General features: G+C 75.2%; 14 protein-coding genes. 8 read left to right on the forward strand and 6 right to left on the reverse strand.

Features of this window, described 5'->3' with window-relative positions:
* Positions 1-17 precede the first annotated feature (17 nt).
* From VFG42_RS21220 to VFG42_RS21230, 3 genes are read left to right on the forward strand one after another with little or no spacing between them, the layout of a single operon-like run.
* Complete coding sequence (locus tag VFG42_RS21220; RefSeq protein ID WP_324910805.1) at positions 18-476, forward strand: plastocyanin/azurin family copper-binding protein; 459 nt, start codon at positions 18-20, stop codon at positions 474-476.
* 41 nt (positions 477-517) lie between these two features.
* Positions 518-1,078 carry an RNA polymerase sigma factor gene (locus VFG42_RS21225; RefSeq protein WP_324910806.1) on the forward strand — a complete coding sequence of 187 codons (561 nt, stop codon included), beginning with the start codon at positions 518-520 and terminating at the stop codon, positions 1,076-1,078.
* The gene (locus VFG42_RS21230; protein WP_324910807.1) at positions 1,075-1,752 is read left to right on the forward strand and encodes a hypothetical protein; all 678 of its coding nucleotides are present in this window, start codon (positions 1,075-1,077) and stop codon (positions 1,750-1,752) included. Before VFG42_RS21225 ends, VFG42_RS21230 begins: the two co-directional genes overlap by 4 nt.
* A 9-nt stretch (positions 1,753-1,761) precedes the next feature.
* On the opposite strand, the gene VFG42_RS21235 is transcribed toward VFG42_RS21230, so the two are convergent.
* Positions 1,762-2,121, reverse strand: a complete 360-nt coding sequence (locus tag VFG42_RS21235) for a response regulator (protein ID WP_324910809.1) — start codon at positions 2,119-2,121, stop codon at positions 1,762-1,764.
* 66 nt (positions 2,122-2,187) lie between these two features.
* Complete coding sequence (locus tag VFG42_RS21240; protein ID WP_324910810.1) at positions 2,188-2,844, reverse strand: phosphoribosyltransferase; 657 nt, start codon at positions 2,842-2,844, stop codon at positions 2,188-2,190.
* Between the two features lie 63 nt (positions 2,845-2,907).
* On the opposite strand from VFG42_RS21240, the gene VFG42_RS21245 reads away from it, so the two are divergent.
* Both VFG42_RS21245 and VFG42_RS21250 read left to right on the forward strand, forming a co-directional pair.
* On the forward strand, positions 2,908-3,819 hold the full coding sequence (locus VFG42_RS21245; protein WP_324910811.1) for a pseudouridine-5'-phosphate glycosidase: 912 nt from the start codon (positions 2,908-2,910) through the stop codon (positions 3,817-3,819).
* Positions 3,816-4,700, forward strand: a complete 885-nt coding sequence (locus VFG42_RS21250) for a carbohydrate kinase family protein (protein ID WP_324910812.1) — start codon at positions 3,816-3,818, stop codon at positions 4,698-4,700. Before VFG42_RS21245 ends, VFG42_RS21250 begins: the two co-directional genes overlap by 4 nt.
* A gap of 42 nt (positions 4,701-4,742) precedes the next feature.
* On the opposite strand, the gene VFG42_RS21255 is transcribed toward VFG42_RS21250, so the two are convergent.
* A complete protein-coding gene (locus VFG42_RS21255) occupies positions 4,743-5,078 on the reverse strand; it encodes a co-chaperone GroES (RefSeq protein WP_324910813.1) in 336 nt (111 codons plus the stop codon).
* A gap of 48 nt (positions 5,079-5,126) precedes the next feature.
* On the opposite strand from VFG42_RS21255, the gene VFG42_RS21260 reads away from it, so the two are divergent.
* The gene (locus VFG42_RS21260) at positions 5,127-5,639 is read left to right on the forward strand and encodes an isoprenylcysteine carboxylmethyltransferase family protein (protein WP_324910814.1); all 513 of its coding nucleotides are present in this window, start codon (positions 5,127-5,129) and stop codon (positions 5,637-5,639) included.
* Here the strand turns inward: VFG42_RS21260 and VFG42_RS21265 are convergent.
* Together VFG42_RS21265 and hrpA are read right to left on the reverse strand one after the other, a co-directional pair.
* Positions 5,590-5,973: a nuclear transport factor 2 family protein gene (locus VFG42_RS21265; protein ID WP_324910815.1), complete on the reverse strand. Its 384-nt coding sequence runs from the start codon at positions 5,971-5,973 to the stop codon at positions 5,590-5,592. The two genes, VFG42_RS21260 and VFG42_RS21265, sit on opposite strands and share 50 nt — an antisense overlap.
* 64 nt (positions 5,974-6,037) lie before the next feature.
* Positions 6,038-9,865 carry an ATP-dependent RNA helicase HrpA gene (hrpA, locus tag VFG42_RS21270; RefSeq protein ID WP_324910816.1) on the reverse strand — a complete coding sequence of 1,276 codons (3,828 nt, stop codon included), beginning with the start codon at positions 9,863-9,865 and terminating at the stop codon, positions 6,038-6,040.
* Between the two features lie 78 nt (positions 9,866-9,943).
* On the opposite strand from hrpA, the gene VFG42_RS21275 reads away from it, so the two are divergent.
* Both VFG42_RS21275 and VFG42_RS21280 read left to right on the forward strand, forming a co-directional pair.
* Complete coding sequence (locus tag VFG42_RS21275) at positions 9,944-12,019, forward strand: PKD domain-containing protein (RefSeq protein ID WP_324910817.1); 2,076 nt, start codon at positions 9,944-9,946, stop codon at positions 12,017-12,019.
* Positions 12,020-12,048: 29 nt separating this feature from the next.
* The gene (locus VFG42_RS21280) at positions 12,049-13,164 is read left to right on the forward strand and encodes a winged helix DNA-binding domain-containing protein (RefSeq protein ID WP_324910818.1); all 1,116 of its coding nucleotides are present in this window, start codon (positions 12,049-12,051) and stop codon (positions 13,162-13,164) included.
* Here the strand turns inward: VFG42_RS21280 and VFG42_RS21285 are convergent.
* Positions 13,161-14,582: a cytochrome P450 gene (locus tag VFG42_RS21285; RefSeq protein ID WP_324910819.1), complete on the reverse strand. Its 1,422-nt coding sequence runs from the start codon at positions 14,580-14,582 to the stop codon at positions 13,161-13,163. The genes VFG42_RS21280 and VFG42_RS21285 overlap by 4 nt on opposite strands.
* Positions 14,583-14,641: the final 59 nt, after the last annotated feature.

The following is a 14,641-nucleotide window of genomic DNA, read 5'->3' on the forward strand; positions in this document are numbered from 1 at the left end:
GCGGGGTCTTGCCTGCCATGACCCGCCTTCTGACCCCGCTGGCCGCCGTCACCGCGGCCGGCGCCCTGGCCGCCGGGTGCGGCAGCAGCGGCGACAGCACCAAGACCACCGCTGCGCCCGCGGCGGCCGGAACGACGGCGACGCGGGCGTCGACCACCGCCTCGTCGCCGTCGGGCGCCGGCTCCGGCGCGCAGCTCACGCTCGCCGCCGACGAGCAGGGCGGGCTCTCGTTCACCAAGAAGACGCTGAGCGCCAAGGCGGGCCACGTCACGATCACGATGGCCAACCCGTCGGGCGACTCGCTGCCGCACGCGATCGCCATCGAGGGCCACGGCGTCGACCAGGACGGCCGGACCGTCCAGCCCGGCGGGACGTCGACGGTGACCGCCGACCTCAAGCCCGGCACGTACACGTTCTACTGCCCGGTCGACGGACACCGCCAGGCCGGGATGAAGGGCACCCTGACCGTCCGGTGAGCACCTCGACGCCGAGCGCGCTCGCGGTTACCGTCGGCTGCGTGCCCGAAGAGCGATCGCGGCCGCTCGATCCTCAGCACCTCGGCGATCACCTCGATCGCCTCTACCGGGCGGCGCTCGCGCTCTGCGGCGGGCACCGCGCCGACGCGGAGGACCTCGTCCAGGAGACCTACGCGCGCGTCCTGGCCCGCCCGCGGTTCCTGCGCCACGACGACGACCTCGCCTACCTGCTGCGCGTGCTGCGCAACACGTTCCTCAACCGCGTCCGCAGCGAGCGCCGCCGGCCCGCGCCGGTCGAGCTGGACGCCGAGCGCGACGGCCTGGCCCGGCCCGGCGACCCGCGCCACCCCGAGGCCGCGCTGGAGGTCGCCGAGCTGCTGGCCGCGATCGCCGCGCTGCCCGGCGACCAGCGCGACGCGGTCGTCGCCATCGACATCGTCGGCCTCAGCTACCGCGAGGCCGCCCGCGCGCTGCGGGCCAAGGAGGCCACGATCACCACCCGTCTGCACCGCGGCCGCGCGCGCCTGGCCGAGAACCTCGCCGTGTCCCGCGCTCCGAGCCCGTCCACCACGACCGCCGCCCCGCGGCACCGCCCACGATGACCGACCGACCCGACGACCGACCCACCGATCCGCGCGAGCGCGACCGCGAGCGCGGCGCCGCGCTCGGCGAGCGCATCCGCGAGCTGACCGGCGACATCGAGGCGCCCGCGTCGCTGCGGCTGCGCGTCGACGAGCGACGCGCGGCGCCCGCGCGGCGGCGGCGGCTCGTGCTGCCCGCCGGGGCGCTGGGCGCGCTGGCCGCCGTCGTGGTCGCCGTCGTGCTGGTCGCCGGGGGCGGCGCCGCGCCGACGGTCGGCGACGCCGCCGCGCTGGCGCTGTCGCGCCCGACGCAGCCGGCGCCGGCGGTCGACCCGTCCAACGCCTATGTCATCGACGCGGGCGTCGGGGGCATCCGCTTCCCGAACTACACCTACGCGTGGTCGGGGTGGAGGGCCGTGGGCCGTCGGACCGACACGATCTCGGGGCGCGACGCGACGACCGTGACCTACCGCGGGCCGCAGGGCGACGTCGGCTACACGATCGTGGACGGCAAGCCGCTGGACGAGCCGGCGGCGGCGCGATGGGTGACGCGCGATGGCGTCCGCTACGCGGTCGTCCGCCGGGGCAACGCGACCGTGGTCACCTGGAGGCAGGCCGGGCACACGTGCGTGCTGGCCGGGCGCGGCGCGCCGGGGATGGAGGCGCGGCTGCTCGCGTTCGCGGCGTGGACGTGAGCCCGAGGGCTACGCCACGACCTTCTCGATCGCCGACAGCACGCGCTGCGCCTGGAAGGGCTTGGCGATGAAGTCCTTGGCGCCGGCCTTGACGGCCTCCAGGACCTTGGACTCCTGCGCGAGCGCGGAGCACATGACGACCTTGGCGCCCGGGTCGATCGCGATGATCTCCTTGAGCGCGGTGAGCCCGTCCTTCTCCGGCATCGTGATGTCGAGCGTCATCACGTCGGGACGCAGCTCCTGATAGCGCTGGAGCGCCTCGTTGCCGTTGGCCGCCTCGCCGATGACCTCGTGACCCCCGCCCTGGAGGACGTCGATCACCATGCGACGCATGAAGGCGGCGTCGTCCACTACGAGAATGCGGGCCATGTCCACCCGGATGGTCGGCCGCGTGCGGCAGACCTGAAATCCCACGGTCACGCCCAGGACGTTGGCTCAGCGACCGCCGTGGGCGAACGACCGCAGCGCGCGCCGCACGTCGTCGTCGCCGACCTCGCCGAAGTCCTCGTACCAGAGGCCGACCGCGCGGAAGCGGTCCGGGACCAGCGGGCAGACGAGCGCGTCGGCCTCCTCGGCGACCAGCGCGCAGGCCTCGTCGCTGCCGACCGGGGCGGCCGCCACGACGCGGGCGGCGTCCAGCGCGCGCAGCGCGAGCACGGCGGCGCGCATCGTCGCGCCGGTCGCGAGGCCGTCGTCCACGACGACCACGGTGCGGCCACGGAGCCGCGGCGGCGGGCGGTCGCCGCGGTAGGCGTGCTCGCGGCGGCGCAGCTCGCGCTCCTCGGTCGCGGTCACGCTCGCGATGTCGTCGTCGCCGAGGCGCGCGAGGGCGACCACGTCGGGGTTGAGCACGCGCGCGCCACCGGAGGCGATCGCGCCGAAGGCCAGCTCGGCGTGGCGGGGGACGCCGAGCTTGCGGACGAGCAGGACGTCCAGCGGCGCGTCGAGCGCCTCGGCGACCGCCGCGGCGACCGGCACGCCGCCGCGCGGGAGGCCGAGCACGAGCGGCGTCGCCGCGTCCGGGCCCAGCGCGCGGACGATCCCCGGCGCCAGGCGGCGCCCCGCCTCGGCCCGGTCGGCGTAGCCGTCCATGCCCATCACGCTGCCCGACGCGAGCCGCCGGTAAGCGCCGGCGGGCGCTACTTTCGGAGGCTCATGATCAACGTCGCACCCGAAGTCGCGCAGGCGCTCCAGGACGGCCAGGCCGTCGTCGCGCTGGAGTCCACCATCGTCAGCCACGGCCTGCCGCGGCCGCAGAACGCCGAGATCGCCCGCCAGATCGAGGACGCGGTCCGCGAGGGCGGGGCGGTTCCGGCGACGATCGCGCTGGTCGACGGCGTCGTGCGCGTCGGGCTGGACGACGCGGCGCTGGAGGCGATCGCCACCCGCGACGACGTCGTCAAGTGCTCCTCGCGCGACCTGCCGATCGCGGCGGCGCGCGGCGCCACCGGCGCCACGACCGTCGCGGCCACCGCGCACCTCGCCGGGCAGGCGGGCATCGGCCTGTTCGCCACCGGCGGCCTGGGCGGCGTGCACCGCGAGGCGGCCGACACGTGGGACGAGTCCGCCGATCTCGTCGCGCTGGCGCGCACGCGGATCTGCGTGGTCTGCGCGGGCGTGAAGTCGATCCTCGACATCCCCGCGACGCTGGAGCGCCTGGAGACGCTGGGCATCGGCGTCGCCGGCTACCGCACCGAGCGGTTCCCGGCCTTCTACCTGACCGACTCCGGCCACACGCTGCCGTGGCGGCTGGACACGCCGGAGGAGATCGCCGCCGTGCTGGCGCAGCGCGAGACGCTCGGGCTGGCCGGCAGCGCGCTGGTCATCGCCAACCCGCTGCCCGAGGACCGCCAGCTCGACCCGGCGCTGCACGAGCGCGTGCTGAGCGAGTCGCTGGCCGCGGCGGCGGCCGAGGGCGTGCGCGGGCGCGACGTGACGCCGTTCCTGCTGGCGGCCTTCCACGAGGGCACCGGCGGCGAGTCGCTGCGAGCCAACGTCGAGTTGGTGGTGTCGAACGCCCGGCTGGCGGGCGCGATCGCGGCGGCGGAGGCGGCCGCGCGCGGATGACGGTCGTCGCCGTCGGCGACCTGATGGTCGACGTCGTCGCGGCGGCCGCCGCGCCGCTGGCGCACGCGTCGGACACCGAGGCGCGCGTGCGCTGGACCGGCGGCGGCGCGGCCGCCAACGTGGCGGCGTGGCTGGCGTCGCAAGGCAAGGAGGTTGCCTTGGTCGCGCGCGCGGGCGACGACCTCGCCGGACGCGGCTCGGTGGACGAGCTGCGCGCCGCCGGGGTCGACGCGCACGTCACGCTGGACGACGAGCGCCCGACCGGCACGTGCGTGGTCGTGATCGGGGCCGACGGCGAGCGGACGATGCTGCCCGACCGCGGCGCGAACCTCGCGCTGGCGCCCGACGACCTGCCCGCGTCGCTGTTCGCCCAAGGCAACCACCTGCACTTGAGCGGCTACGTGCTGCTGCACGAGGGCCCGCGCGCGGCCGGGCTGGCCGCGCTGGACCACGCGCGCGAGGCGGGCATGACGATCTCGGTCGACCCGGCCTCGGCCGCGCCGCTGCGGGCGTGCGGGGCGGCGCGCTTCCTGGAGTGGGTGCGCGGCGTCGACGCGCTGCTGCCCAACCTCGACGAGGCGCGGGTGCTGACCGGCGCGGACGACCCCGAGGCCGCGGCGCGCGCGTTGGTGGCCGCGGCCGGCGCGCGCGAGGTCGTCGTCACGCTCGGCGCCGGGGGCTCGGTGTGGACCGACGGCCGCGACGCCGTCCGGGACGCGCCCGAGGACCGCGTGGACGTGGTGGACACCACCGGCGCCGGCGACGCCTTCGCCGCCGGCTGGCTGGCGGCGTGGCGCGACGGCGCCGCCCCGGCGGCCGCGCTGGCCGCCGGCCGTGCCCTGGGCGGCGCCGCGGCGGCGCGCGCCGGCGCGCGTCCCTGACGGCGGCCGCGGCCCGTCGCCGTCCCGCCGGTCAGCGCGCGGTCACGCCGGCGTGACCGGGTCGTCGGTCGACTCGGTCACCTCGTCCAGCACGCCCAGGATCTCACCGACCCGGCACACCAGGAGGCGCTCCTCGTCGACCTCGACCCACGCGCCCGCCGACGCCGGGAAGACCACGTGGTCGCCGGGGCGGATCGGCATCCGGAAGCCGACGTGCTCCCACCAGTCCAGGCCCTGGCCGACCGCGAGCACGATGCCGTGCTGGGGCGGCGGCTCGTTGGAGCCGGCGGGCACCAGCAGGCCGGAGCGCCGGAACCGCTCGGGCTCCAGCTCCTTGATCACGACGCGGTCGAACAGCGGTCGCAGGAAGTGCTTCATCGCCCGCGCAGCGTACGAGACCCGCCGTCCGGCAAGATCCGCGGCAGGATGCGCACCGTCGTCGGCAACCTCACCTTCGCGCTCGTCGGCCCCGGGCTGGAGGCCGTCGTCGGCCCGTACCTGCTCGTGCGCGTGGCCGGCAGCGACCTCGACTGGCCGTTCGCGGTCCGGGCGCTCGGCGTCCTGCTGATCGTGCTCGGGGTCGCGGTGCTGCTCGACGTCTTCCGCCGCTTCGCGCGCGAGGGGCGCGGCACGCCGTCGCCTGCCGCGCCCGCCCGGGACCTGATGCGCGGCGGCGTCTTCGGGGTCGTGCGCCATCCGATGTACGTCGCGACGGCGACGATCGTCGTGGGGGAGGCGCTGGCCTTCGCGCAGCCGGTCCTGCTGGTCGGCGCCGCCGCCTACCTGGCGGCGATGGCGACGCTGAGCGCGCTGGTCGAGGAGCCCATGCTCGCCCGCCGGCACGGCCCCGCGTTCGAGGCCTACCGGCGGGAGGTGCCGGGCTGGATCCCTAGGCCGCGGTGGCCTCGGGGACCTCGACGAACCCGACCACGTCCTTGAGCCGGCCGTCCGGGGCGACCGACGCGTAGTCGTGGCCGATCATGGCCACCGTGTCGGTCCCGGCCGGGCGCAGGTGCCAGGTGAAGCGCACGTGCGCGCCGTGGTGGTCGGGCGCGCCGGCCAGGATCAGCTCGACGCCCGGGTGCTGCTCCTGGGCGCCGGCGATCATCGCGTCGATGCCGTCGGCGCCGGTGCCCGAGCGGGCCGGGTCGACGTAGGTGGCGTCGTCGGCGAAGACCTCGGCCACGAGCGCGCGGCGGCGCTCCGGCACGCGCTCGTTCCAGGCGGCCAGGTAGGTCTCGACGACGTCGGTGATGTTCTCGGTCTCGATCATGGACCCCATCTTGCGCGGCGTCCGCGCCGGGGTCGATGACCTCCGAGGTCATGTCGTCGCCGTCTCAGCCGAGGAGCTTGCGGATCCGCTTGGCGCTCGGCTGGCCCTTGACGCCGACGACCTGGGCGAACTGCGCCACGCGCAGCTCCTGGGCCATCCACCAGGCCTCGCGCGCGTGCGGCGAGCGCGACGCGCGGACCTCCGCCTCCAGCTCGCGGATCGCCGCCATCCGGTCGCGGTCGACCGCGACGTTGTTGGACAGCTTCTCCAGGCGCCGGTCGGCGGCGCGCAGGTAGCGGGGGAGGTCGGGCAGGTGGGCGGCGCCCGTCGCGGTCACGAAGCCGGCGAAGACGAGCGAGCCGAGCTGCTCGGCGACGTCCTGGCGGGCGTCGCGCAGCGGCGGCGCGACCATCGACTCCATGCGGCGGTGCAGGTCGGCGCGGGCGGCGAGCGTCTCCACGACGTCGCGCATGAGCCGCAGCGTCCGCTCGGCCAGCGAGCCGGCGACGTGGTCGCGCAGCCGCCGGAAGCCCGCGGCGTCCCAGGCCGGGCCGCCGGCCTCGTCCATCAGCGCCTCGGCCGCGGCGGTGGCCGCGTCGTCGACCACGGCGGCCAGGGAGCCGTGCGGCGCGGTGGCCAGCGTCAGCTGCGCCCTGTTGTCCAACCGGCTGATGACCCACCTCGCGGGCGACGGGATCGTGAGCAGCAGCAGGCGGCGCGTGCCGGTGCGCATCGCGGCGTCCTGGGCGGCGCGGGACTCCAGCATGCGCACGTCGACCGTGTCGCCGCGGTCGATCAGCGCCGGGAACGCGCGGCCCGCCTCGCCCGCCTGCGGCAGCTTGATCTCGCGCGGGATCACGTCGATCGACCACGCCGTCAGGCCCGTGTGCTCGAAGCGCGCGGTCGCGGCCGACAGCGCCTCGCGCAGCCGCGGGCGGACCTGCTCGCGCACCTGCGCGAGGTCGGTGCCGTGCGCGACGACCGCGCCGGTCTCGTCGGCGACCGAGAACGACATCTTGAGGTGGTCGGGCAGCGAGGCGGCGTCGAACGCCCCCGCCGGGATCAGCGTTCCGCGCAGCGCGCTGACCTCGCGCGCCAGCACCTCGGCCAGCGGTCCCGAGCGCGGCTTCATCCGCTCGACGGCCAGCCGCGCCGTCTCGGGCACGGGCACCAGCGGACGGCGCAGCTCCTTGGGCAGCGAGCGCAGCAGCGCGGTCACCAGCTCCTCGCGGAACGCGGGCACCAGCCACTCGAAGCCGGTGTCGCGCACCTGGGCCAGCTGGGCGAGCGGGATGTGGACGGTGACGCCGTCGTGCTCGGAGCCCGGGACGAAGGCGTAGGTCAACGGGAACGTGAGGTCGCCCTGGCGCCAGGCGGACGGGCGCCCCGCGCCCGCCAGCGCGTCGCGCGCCTCGGGCCGGACGAGCAGCTCCAAGGTGTAGGTCAACAGCTCCGGCTCGGAGCGCCGCGCGTCCTTCCACCAGCGGTCGAAGTGCCGGGCGGAGACGACCGACTCCGGGATCCGCGCGTCGAAGAAGTCGTACAACGTCTGGTCGTCGACGAGCAGGTCGCGGCGGCGCTCGCGCTGCTCGAGCACGTCGACCTCCTCCAGCGCGCGGGCGTTGTCGGCGAAGAAGCGGTGGCGCGTGTCCCAGTCGCGCTCGACCAGCGCGCGGCGGATGAACAGCTCGCGGCTCAGCTCGGGGTCGAGCTGCGCGTAGCCGACCTTGCGGCCCGCCACGATCGGCAACCCGTACAACGTGACGCGCTCGGTGGCGACGACCGCGCCGCGACGGCGCTCCCAGCGCGGCTCGGAGTACGTGCGCTTGACGAGATGGCCGGCCAGCGGCTCGACCCACGCGGGCTCGATCCGCGCCGCCGTGCGGCCGAACAGCCGCGCGGTCTCGACCAGCTCGGCGACCATCACCCACGACGGCTGCTTCCGCGCCAGCGTGGAGCCGGGGAAGATCGAGAAGCGCGCGCCGCGCGCGCCGACGTACTCGCGCTTCGCGGCGTCCCGCATCCCGACGTGCGACAACAACCCGCTGAGCAGCGCCGTGTGGATCTGGCCCGGCTCCGCGGGCTGCTGGTTGCGCGTGACGCCCAGCTCCTTGGCCGCCGACCGCAGCTGGCCGACGAGGTCCTGCCACTCGCGCACGCGCAGGAAGTGCAGGTACTCGGCCTTCAACCGCTTGCGGAACTGGTTGCCGGTCAGCTCGCGCTGCCGCTCGCGGACGTAGGACCACAGGTTGAGGTAGGCGATGAAGTCCGAGTGCTCGTCCTTGAAGCGCGCGTGCTGCTGGTCGGCCTGGGCCTGGTGCTCGGAGGGGCGCTCGCGCGGGTCCTGGATCGACAGCGCGGCGGCGATGACGATGACCTCCTCCACGCACGACAGGCGGTCGGCCTCCAGGATCATCCGCGCCATCCGCGGGTCGACCGGGAGGCGCGCCAGCCGGCGGCCGACCTGCGTCAGCCGCTGGCCCGCCGGGGCGTCGGGGTCCAGCGCGCCCAGCTCGTGCAGGAGGTTGACGCCGTCGCGGACCTGGCGGGCGTCCGGCGGGTCCAGGAACGGGAACTCGCTGACCGCCCCGAGGTCCAGCGCGGCCATCTGCAGGATCACCGACGCGAGGTTCGTGCGCAGGATCTCCGGGTCGGTGAAGCGCGGGCGCTCCGCGAAGTCCTCCTCGGAGTACAGCCGGATGCAGATGCCGTCGCTCGTGCGGCCGCAGCGGCCCTTGCGCTGGTCGGCCGAGGCCTGCGAGATCGGCTCGATCGGCAGCCGCTGGACCTTCAGCCGCGCGGAGTAGCGCGACATGCGCGCGAAGCCGGGGTCGACCACGTACTTGATGCCCGGCACGGTCAGCGACGTCTCGGCGACGTTGGTGGCCAGGACGACGCGGCGGGCGCGATGCGACTGGAAGACCCGCTGCTGCTCGGCCGTCGACAGCCGCGCGAACAGCGGCAGGACCTCGACGCGGTCCCCGAGCCGCCCGCGCAGCACGTCGGCCGTGTCGCGGATCTCCCGCTCCCCGCTCAAGAACACCAACACGTCGCCGTCGCGCGACTCGGCCAGCAGCTCGTCGACCGCGTCGCCGATCGCGTCGGGCTGGTCCTGCTCGGGCGCGTCGTCCTTGTAGCGGACCTCGACCGGGTAGGTGCGCCCGCTCACCTCCACGATCGGCGCGTCGCCGAAGTGCGTGGCGAACTGCCCGGGGTCGATCGTCGCGCTCGTGATGATGAGCTTGAGGTCCGGCCGCTTGGGCAGCAGCTGGTGCAGGTAGCCCAGCAGGAAGTCGATGTTCAACGAGCGCTCGTGGGCCTCGTCGATGATGATCGTGTCGTACTTGCGCAGCAGCCGGTCGTGCTGGATCTCGGCCAGCAGCAGGCCGTCGGTCATCAGCCGGACCAGCGTGTCCTGCCCGGTACGGTCGTTGAAGCGCACCGCGTAGCCGACGGCGTCGCCGATCGACACGTCCAGCTCGGACGCGATCCGCTCGGCGACCGTGCGCGCGGCCAGGCGGCGCGGCTGCGTGTGGGCGATCGTCCCGCGCACGCCGCGGCCCAGCTCCAGGCAGACCTTGGGGATCTGCGTGGTCTTGCCCGAGCCGGTCTCGCCGGCGACCACGACGACCTGGTGGTCGCGGATCGCGGCCAGCAGCTCGTCGCGGCGCGCGGAGACCGGAAGCTGCTCGGGGTAGGTGATCCGCGGGACCGCGGCGCGGCGCCGCTCCATCCGCGCGGCGGCCTTGGCGAAGTCGCGGTCCAGCCGCTCCAGCGCGGCCTCGTCCTCCGGATGACGGCGCGCGCGGTCCAGCCGCCGCTTGAGGCGGTGCGCGTCGAGCAGCGTCAGCTCGTCGAGGCGGTCGTGCAGCTCGGCCAGGGCCACGCGCATGAGGATATGGCTCCGCGACGCGGCGTTTGCGGACCGTCCCGTCGCGCAATGGCGCGCGAATCGCCAGAATGCACGGCCGTGTCCAGCATTCCGCTCCGTCGTCGCGTTCCGCGCCTGGCCGCCGCCCTGACGGCCGCGGCCTCCGTCCTGCTCGTCCCGGTCGCCGCCGCCCACGCCGACGCCGTGATCAACGGACCCGCCGTCAACGCGGCCTTCGGCGCCCAGGCCGGGGACGTCGCCGCCGCGCCCGACGGGTCGGCGACGATCGCCTGGAGCGGGGGCGTGGGCAACGAGCTGTGGACGCGGCACGTCACGTCGGACGGCGCGGTGTCGACGCCGGTGTCGCTCGGCGCCGCGCTGCGGAACGCCGTCCCGGTCCTGACGGCGGCGCCCACCGGCGTGACCGCAGTCGCCTGGACGGCCCCGGTCGGATCGGGCCGCGCCTCGCTGCACCTGGCGACGCTCGACCCGACCGGCACCCCGCGCCACGACACGACGCTGGAGACCACGACCTCCGCCGACGCGCACTTCGGCAGCTACGCGGTCGGCATCGACGCGGACGGCGCCGTGACCGTCGCCTGGGCCGGCCCCGGCGCCGCCCCCGGGTCCTATGTCGTCCACGCGACCCGCGTCGGCCCCGATGGCGTCGCCGGCCCGACGCTGGACCTCGGCCCCACGGCCCAGGACGGGCCGTCCACGGCGGCGAACGGCATGCAGGTCGCCGAGACGCCTGACGGGACCGCGTGGGTGGGGTGGCTGGGGCCGGACTACCAGGTGAAGGTCGTGCGCCTCGTCCATGGCTCGATCGAGGCGTCGTCGGCCACGTCGGTGTCGGGGATCGGATCGGAGAGCTTCCGCCTGGCGTCGTCACCCGCCGGCGCTGTGGCCGCCTGGCTGACGCACGATCCCGACGCGCCCGGCGACCCCTTCGCCACGCTCGTCGCCGGCGTCCGGCTGCCCGTCCACGGGGCCCTGACGGGCGCGGGCTTCACGAGCGGCCCGTTCACCTACATGTCGAGCGGGAGCGGCCACGTGCCGCAGTACGACGCGGCGGTCGGCCCGGACGGCACGGTGGCGCTGCTCTACTCCGACGTGAGCCTCTCCACGGTGACCGGGGCGCTGCGGCTCGACCTCATCGCGCCGGGGCAGTCCGGCGGCTCCCCCGTGGCGGTGGCCACCGAGCAGGCCTGGCGGGTGCAGCTCGCGCCGTCGCTGGGGGTGCGTCCCGACGGGACCGTGCTGGCCGCCTGGGTGGAGGCCGACGGCGGGTCGACGGCCCAGATGGTGGTCCGCCGGATCGCCCCCGGCGGCGCGCTCGGGCCGGCGCTGGAGGCGGCCAGGATCCCGCTCGGGTCCGACGGCTACGCCGTGCAGACCATCCGCACCCAGCTCGGTGGCGAGGGCGCGATGTTCGGCCTCGGGCTCTGGAACTCCGATCAGGACGGCAACACGAGCTGGGACCTGAACACGGCCTACCTCGACGTGACCGGGCCGACGCTGTCGGTGGACGTGCCCGACTCGGTGACCGTCCTGAAGCCGGTCGTCCTCACCGCGTCGGTGTCCGACCCGACGGGCGCGGCGGTCACGTGGGACTTCGGCGATGGCGCCTCCGCGACGGGGGCCTCGGTCACGCACGTCTACGCCGCCACGGGGACGTACGCCGTGAAGGCGTCGGCGACCGACACGCACGACAACCGGACGGTGGTGTCGCGGACGCTGACGGTCACCGATCCGGAGGTTCCCGCCGGACCGCCGCCGGCGGTCGTCGGGTCGCCGAGCCCGACGCCGCAGCCCACGCCGACGCCGCACCCCACGCCGCAGTCCGCGCCGGCCTCTGCCGCGCTGAAGGTGACCGCCGCGACCCGCACGGGCGCCAAGGTCACCGTGTCGGGCACGATCGCGGCGAAGGCGGCCGGGACGATCACGGTCACCTACGCCCAGAAGGCGGGGCGCAAGACCATCGAGGTCAAGAGGACGGCCAAGATCGCCAAGGGCCGCTGGAAGGTCACGCTGACGCTGCCCAAGGCGCTCACCCGCGGCGCCGCCGCGCGCGGCAAGGGCACGGTGACCGCGAGCTTCGCCGGGACCAAGACCATCAAGAAGGCCACGGCGAGGAAGACGGTCGCCCTGGCCAAGGCCAAGAAGAGGAAGTAGGGACGCGAGCGGGCGCTAGCGTCCCCGCCGTGCCCGCCGTCCTCGACCGCCGCGCGCTCAACCGGGCGCTGCTCGCCCGCCAATGGCTGCTGGGGCCCCGCCGTGCCGCGACCGCGCTGGAGGCGATCGAGCATCTTGGTGGCCTTCAGGCCCAGGACGCCAAGGCCCCGTACTTCCAGCTCTGGGCGCGGCTGGCGAACTTCGACGCCGCCGAGCTGAGCGACCTGCTGGAGCGCCGCGAGGCCGTGCGGATCGCCGCGCAGCGCAGCACGATCCACCTGCTCTCCGGCCGCGACGCGCCGGCGCTGCGGGCGCTCGGCCAGCGGGAGATCGTGCGCGCCACCGACGGCAACTGGAAGCTGCCCACCGACGTCGACGGCGACGCGGTGATGGCCGCCGGGCGCGCGCTGGTCGACGCGCAGCCGCGGACGTTCGCGCAGCTGGCCGCCGAGCTGGGCCCGCGCTGGCCGCACGCCGATCCGAAGGCGCTCGCGCAGCAGGTCCGCGCGCGCGTCCCGCTCGTGCAGGTGCCGCCCCGCGGGCTGTGGGGCCGCGGCGGCGCGCCGGCGCACACGTCGCTGGAGGCGTGGACCGGCCGGACGCCGCCAGCGCCCGACGACCTCGACCTCGCGCCGCTGATCCGCCGCTACCTCGCCGCCTTCGGGCCCGCGCGCGCCGCGGACTTCCAGAAGTGGTCGGGCCGGCGCGCCGGGGTGATCGAGGCCTTCGCGGCGCTGCGCTCCGACCTGATGGTCTTCGCCGACGAGGACGGCCGCGAGCTGCTCGACCTGCCCGATGCGCCGCGCCCCGCGGCCGACACGCCCGCGCCGCCGCGCCTCACCGGCCCCTTCGACAACCTGATCCTGTCCCACGCCGACACGGCGCGCGTGCTGCCCGCCGAGCATCGCCCGCGCGTGATGACCCAGAACGGCCTCATCGCCGGCCTCGTGCTGGTCGACGGCTTCGTCGCGGGCACCTGGAAGCTCGGCAAGGCCACCAAGAAGTCCGCGACGCTGACGATCGCCGGGTTCGAGGCCTTCGACCCGGAGGCCGTCGCCGCGCTCACGGACGAGGCGACCAGGTTGTTGGACTTCGCCGCGCCGGGCAGCGCCGAGCGCGACGTCGTCCTCGCGCCCGCCGGCTAGGCGCGGCGGCTGAGCACCCGCACGGTCGCGCCGCGCGACGGGATCATCGTCACGTTGCGGTGGATCGCGCGCTCGGGCTCGGGCGTGTCGTAGGCCAGGTCCAGGCGCCGGGCCATCGCCTCCAGCACGACGCGCTGCTCGGCCATCGCCAGCGCGGCGCCCAGGCAGCGCCGGATGCCGCCGCCGAACGGGATCCACGTGTAGGTGCCGGGCTTGGCGTTCTCCCAGCGCTCGGGCCGGAACGCGAACGGGTCGGGGTAGACGTCCTCGCGGTGGTGGACCAGGAGGATCGACATGGTCACCGGCGTCTCGGGCGGCACGGCGTACTCGCCCAGCCGCCAGTGCTTCTTGACGCGCCGCCCGATGATCGGGATGACCGGCCGGGCGCGCATGCCCTCCTGGATCGTCTGCTCGACGACCTTGTCCGACAGCTCCTGGTCGCCGCCGCGGACCGCGTCGCGCAGGCGGTCGTGCGCGGCCGGCGTGCGGACCAGGCGCTCCCACGTCCAGGCCAGCGAGTTGGCCGTCGTCTCGTGGCCGGCGAGCACGAGCGTCAGCAGCTCGTCGCGCAGCTCCTGGTCGGTGAGGGCCTCGCCCTCCTCGGTGCGCGCCTGCAGCAGCAGGGACAGGATGTCGCGGCGGTCCTCGAGGTCGGTCGCGCGGCGGCGCTCGGCGATGATCTTGAACGTCGGGCGGTCCAGGAAGCCGAGGCCGAACTTCGTGATGCCGACCGGCTCGTCGCGGCCGATGTTCATCAACTCGGCGAGCTGGGCGGTCTTCCACGTCGAGGCCTCGATGAGCCCGACGACCGCGCGGCGCAGCGCGTGCTCGGTGCTGCCGCGCTCCGGCGTGCCCTCGATGCCGAAGATCCCCGACATGATCACGTCGAGCGTGATCGCCTGCATGCGCGGCGCCAGCGCGATCGGCTCGCCGACCGGCCACTTGGCGATCTCGCGCTCGGTGACCTCGACGATCATCGACACGTACTCGTCGATCGCCTCGCCGTGGAACGGCGGCAGCAGGAGCTTGCGCTGGCGCATGTGGCGCGGGCCGACCGAGGTCAGCACCGAGTTGGGGCCGACGATCGGCCGCAGCGGGGACTCGCCGGTCAGCGACGGCGCGTCGTCGGGCTTGGCCTTGAACAGCGACTGCACGTGATCGGGATGCGAGGTGATCACCGGGTCGCCGGGCACGATGCCGCGCATCCGGAAGACCTCGCCGTGGCGCCGGCGGGCGCCGAAGACGAAGTCGATCTGGCGCTGGTTGAAGCGCAGGGTCTGCAGCACGCGCGGCAGGTCGATCATCGGCGGCGTGGGCAGCGACGCGGCCTCGGCCGCGTCGATGGGTCCCGCGGGGGAGGGCGGCGCCTCGCCGATCAGGCGGCCGTCATGGGCTGGGGCTTCGGGCGCGAGGGTCATGACACGAGTGAGTGTTCCACCGATCGATGTCACGGTTGTGTGCGGTTCCGCACGCTTCT

The sequence above is a fragment of the Baekduia sp. genome (assembly GCF_035685985.1).
Classification (GTDB): domain Bacteria; phylum Actinomycetota; class Thermoleophilia; order Solirubrobacterales; family Solirubrobacteraceae; genus Baekduia.

What these genes read in the sequence shown, in the direction of transcription:
- VFG42_RS21220 (WP_324910805.1), top strand. Translation starts at nt 18, where the DNA reads ATGACCCGCCTTCTGACCCCGCTGGCCGCCGTCACCGCGGCCGGCGCC.
- VFG42_RS21230 (WP_324910807.1), top strand. Translation starts at nt 1,075, where the DNA reads ATGACCGACCGACCCGACGACCGACCCACCGATCCGCGCGAGCGCGAC.
- VFG42_RS21235 (WP_324910809.1), bottom strand. Translation starts at nt 2,121, where the DNA reads ATGGCCCGCATTCTCGTAGTGGACGACGCCGCCTTCATGCGTCGCATG.
- VFG42_RS21240 (WP_324910810.1), bottom strand. Translation starts at nt 2,844, where the DNA reads ATGGACGGCTACGCCGACCGGGCCGAGGCGGGGCGCCGCCTGGCGCCG.
- VFG42_RS21245 (WP_324910811.1), top strand. Translation starts at nt 2,908, where the DNA reads ATGATCAACGTCGCACCCGAAGTCGCGCAGGCGCTCCAGGACGGCCAG.
- VFG42_RS21250 (WP_324910812.1), top strand. Translation starts at nt 3,816, where the DNA reads ATGACGGTCGTCGCCGTCGGCGACCTGATGGTCGACGTCGTCGCGGCG.
- VFG42_RS21255 (WP_324910813.1), bottom strand. Translation starts at nt 5,078, where the DNA reads ATGAAGCACTTCCTGCGACCGCTGTTCGACCGCGTCGTGATCAAGGAG.
- VFG42_RS21260 (WP_324910814.1), top strand. Translation starts at nt 5,127, where the DNA reads ATGCGCACCGTCGTCGGCAACCTCACCTTCGCGCTCGTCGGCCCCGGG.
- VFG42_RS21265 (WP_324910815.1), bottom strand. Translation starts at nt 5,973, where the DNA reads ATGATCGAGACCGAGAACATCACCGACGTCGTCGAGACCTACCTGGCC.
- hrpA (WP_324910816.1), bottom strand. Translation starts at nt 9,865, where the DNA reads ATGCGCGTGGCCCTGGCCGAGCTGCACGACCGCCTCGACGAGCTGACG.
- VFG42_RS21285 (WP_324910819.1), bottom strand. Translation starts at nt 14,582, where the DNA reads ATGACCCTCGCGCCCGAAGCCCCAGCCCATGACGGCCGCCTGATCGGC.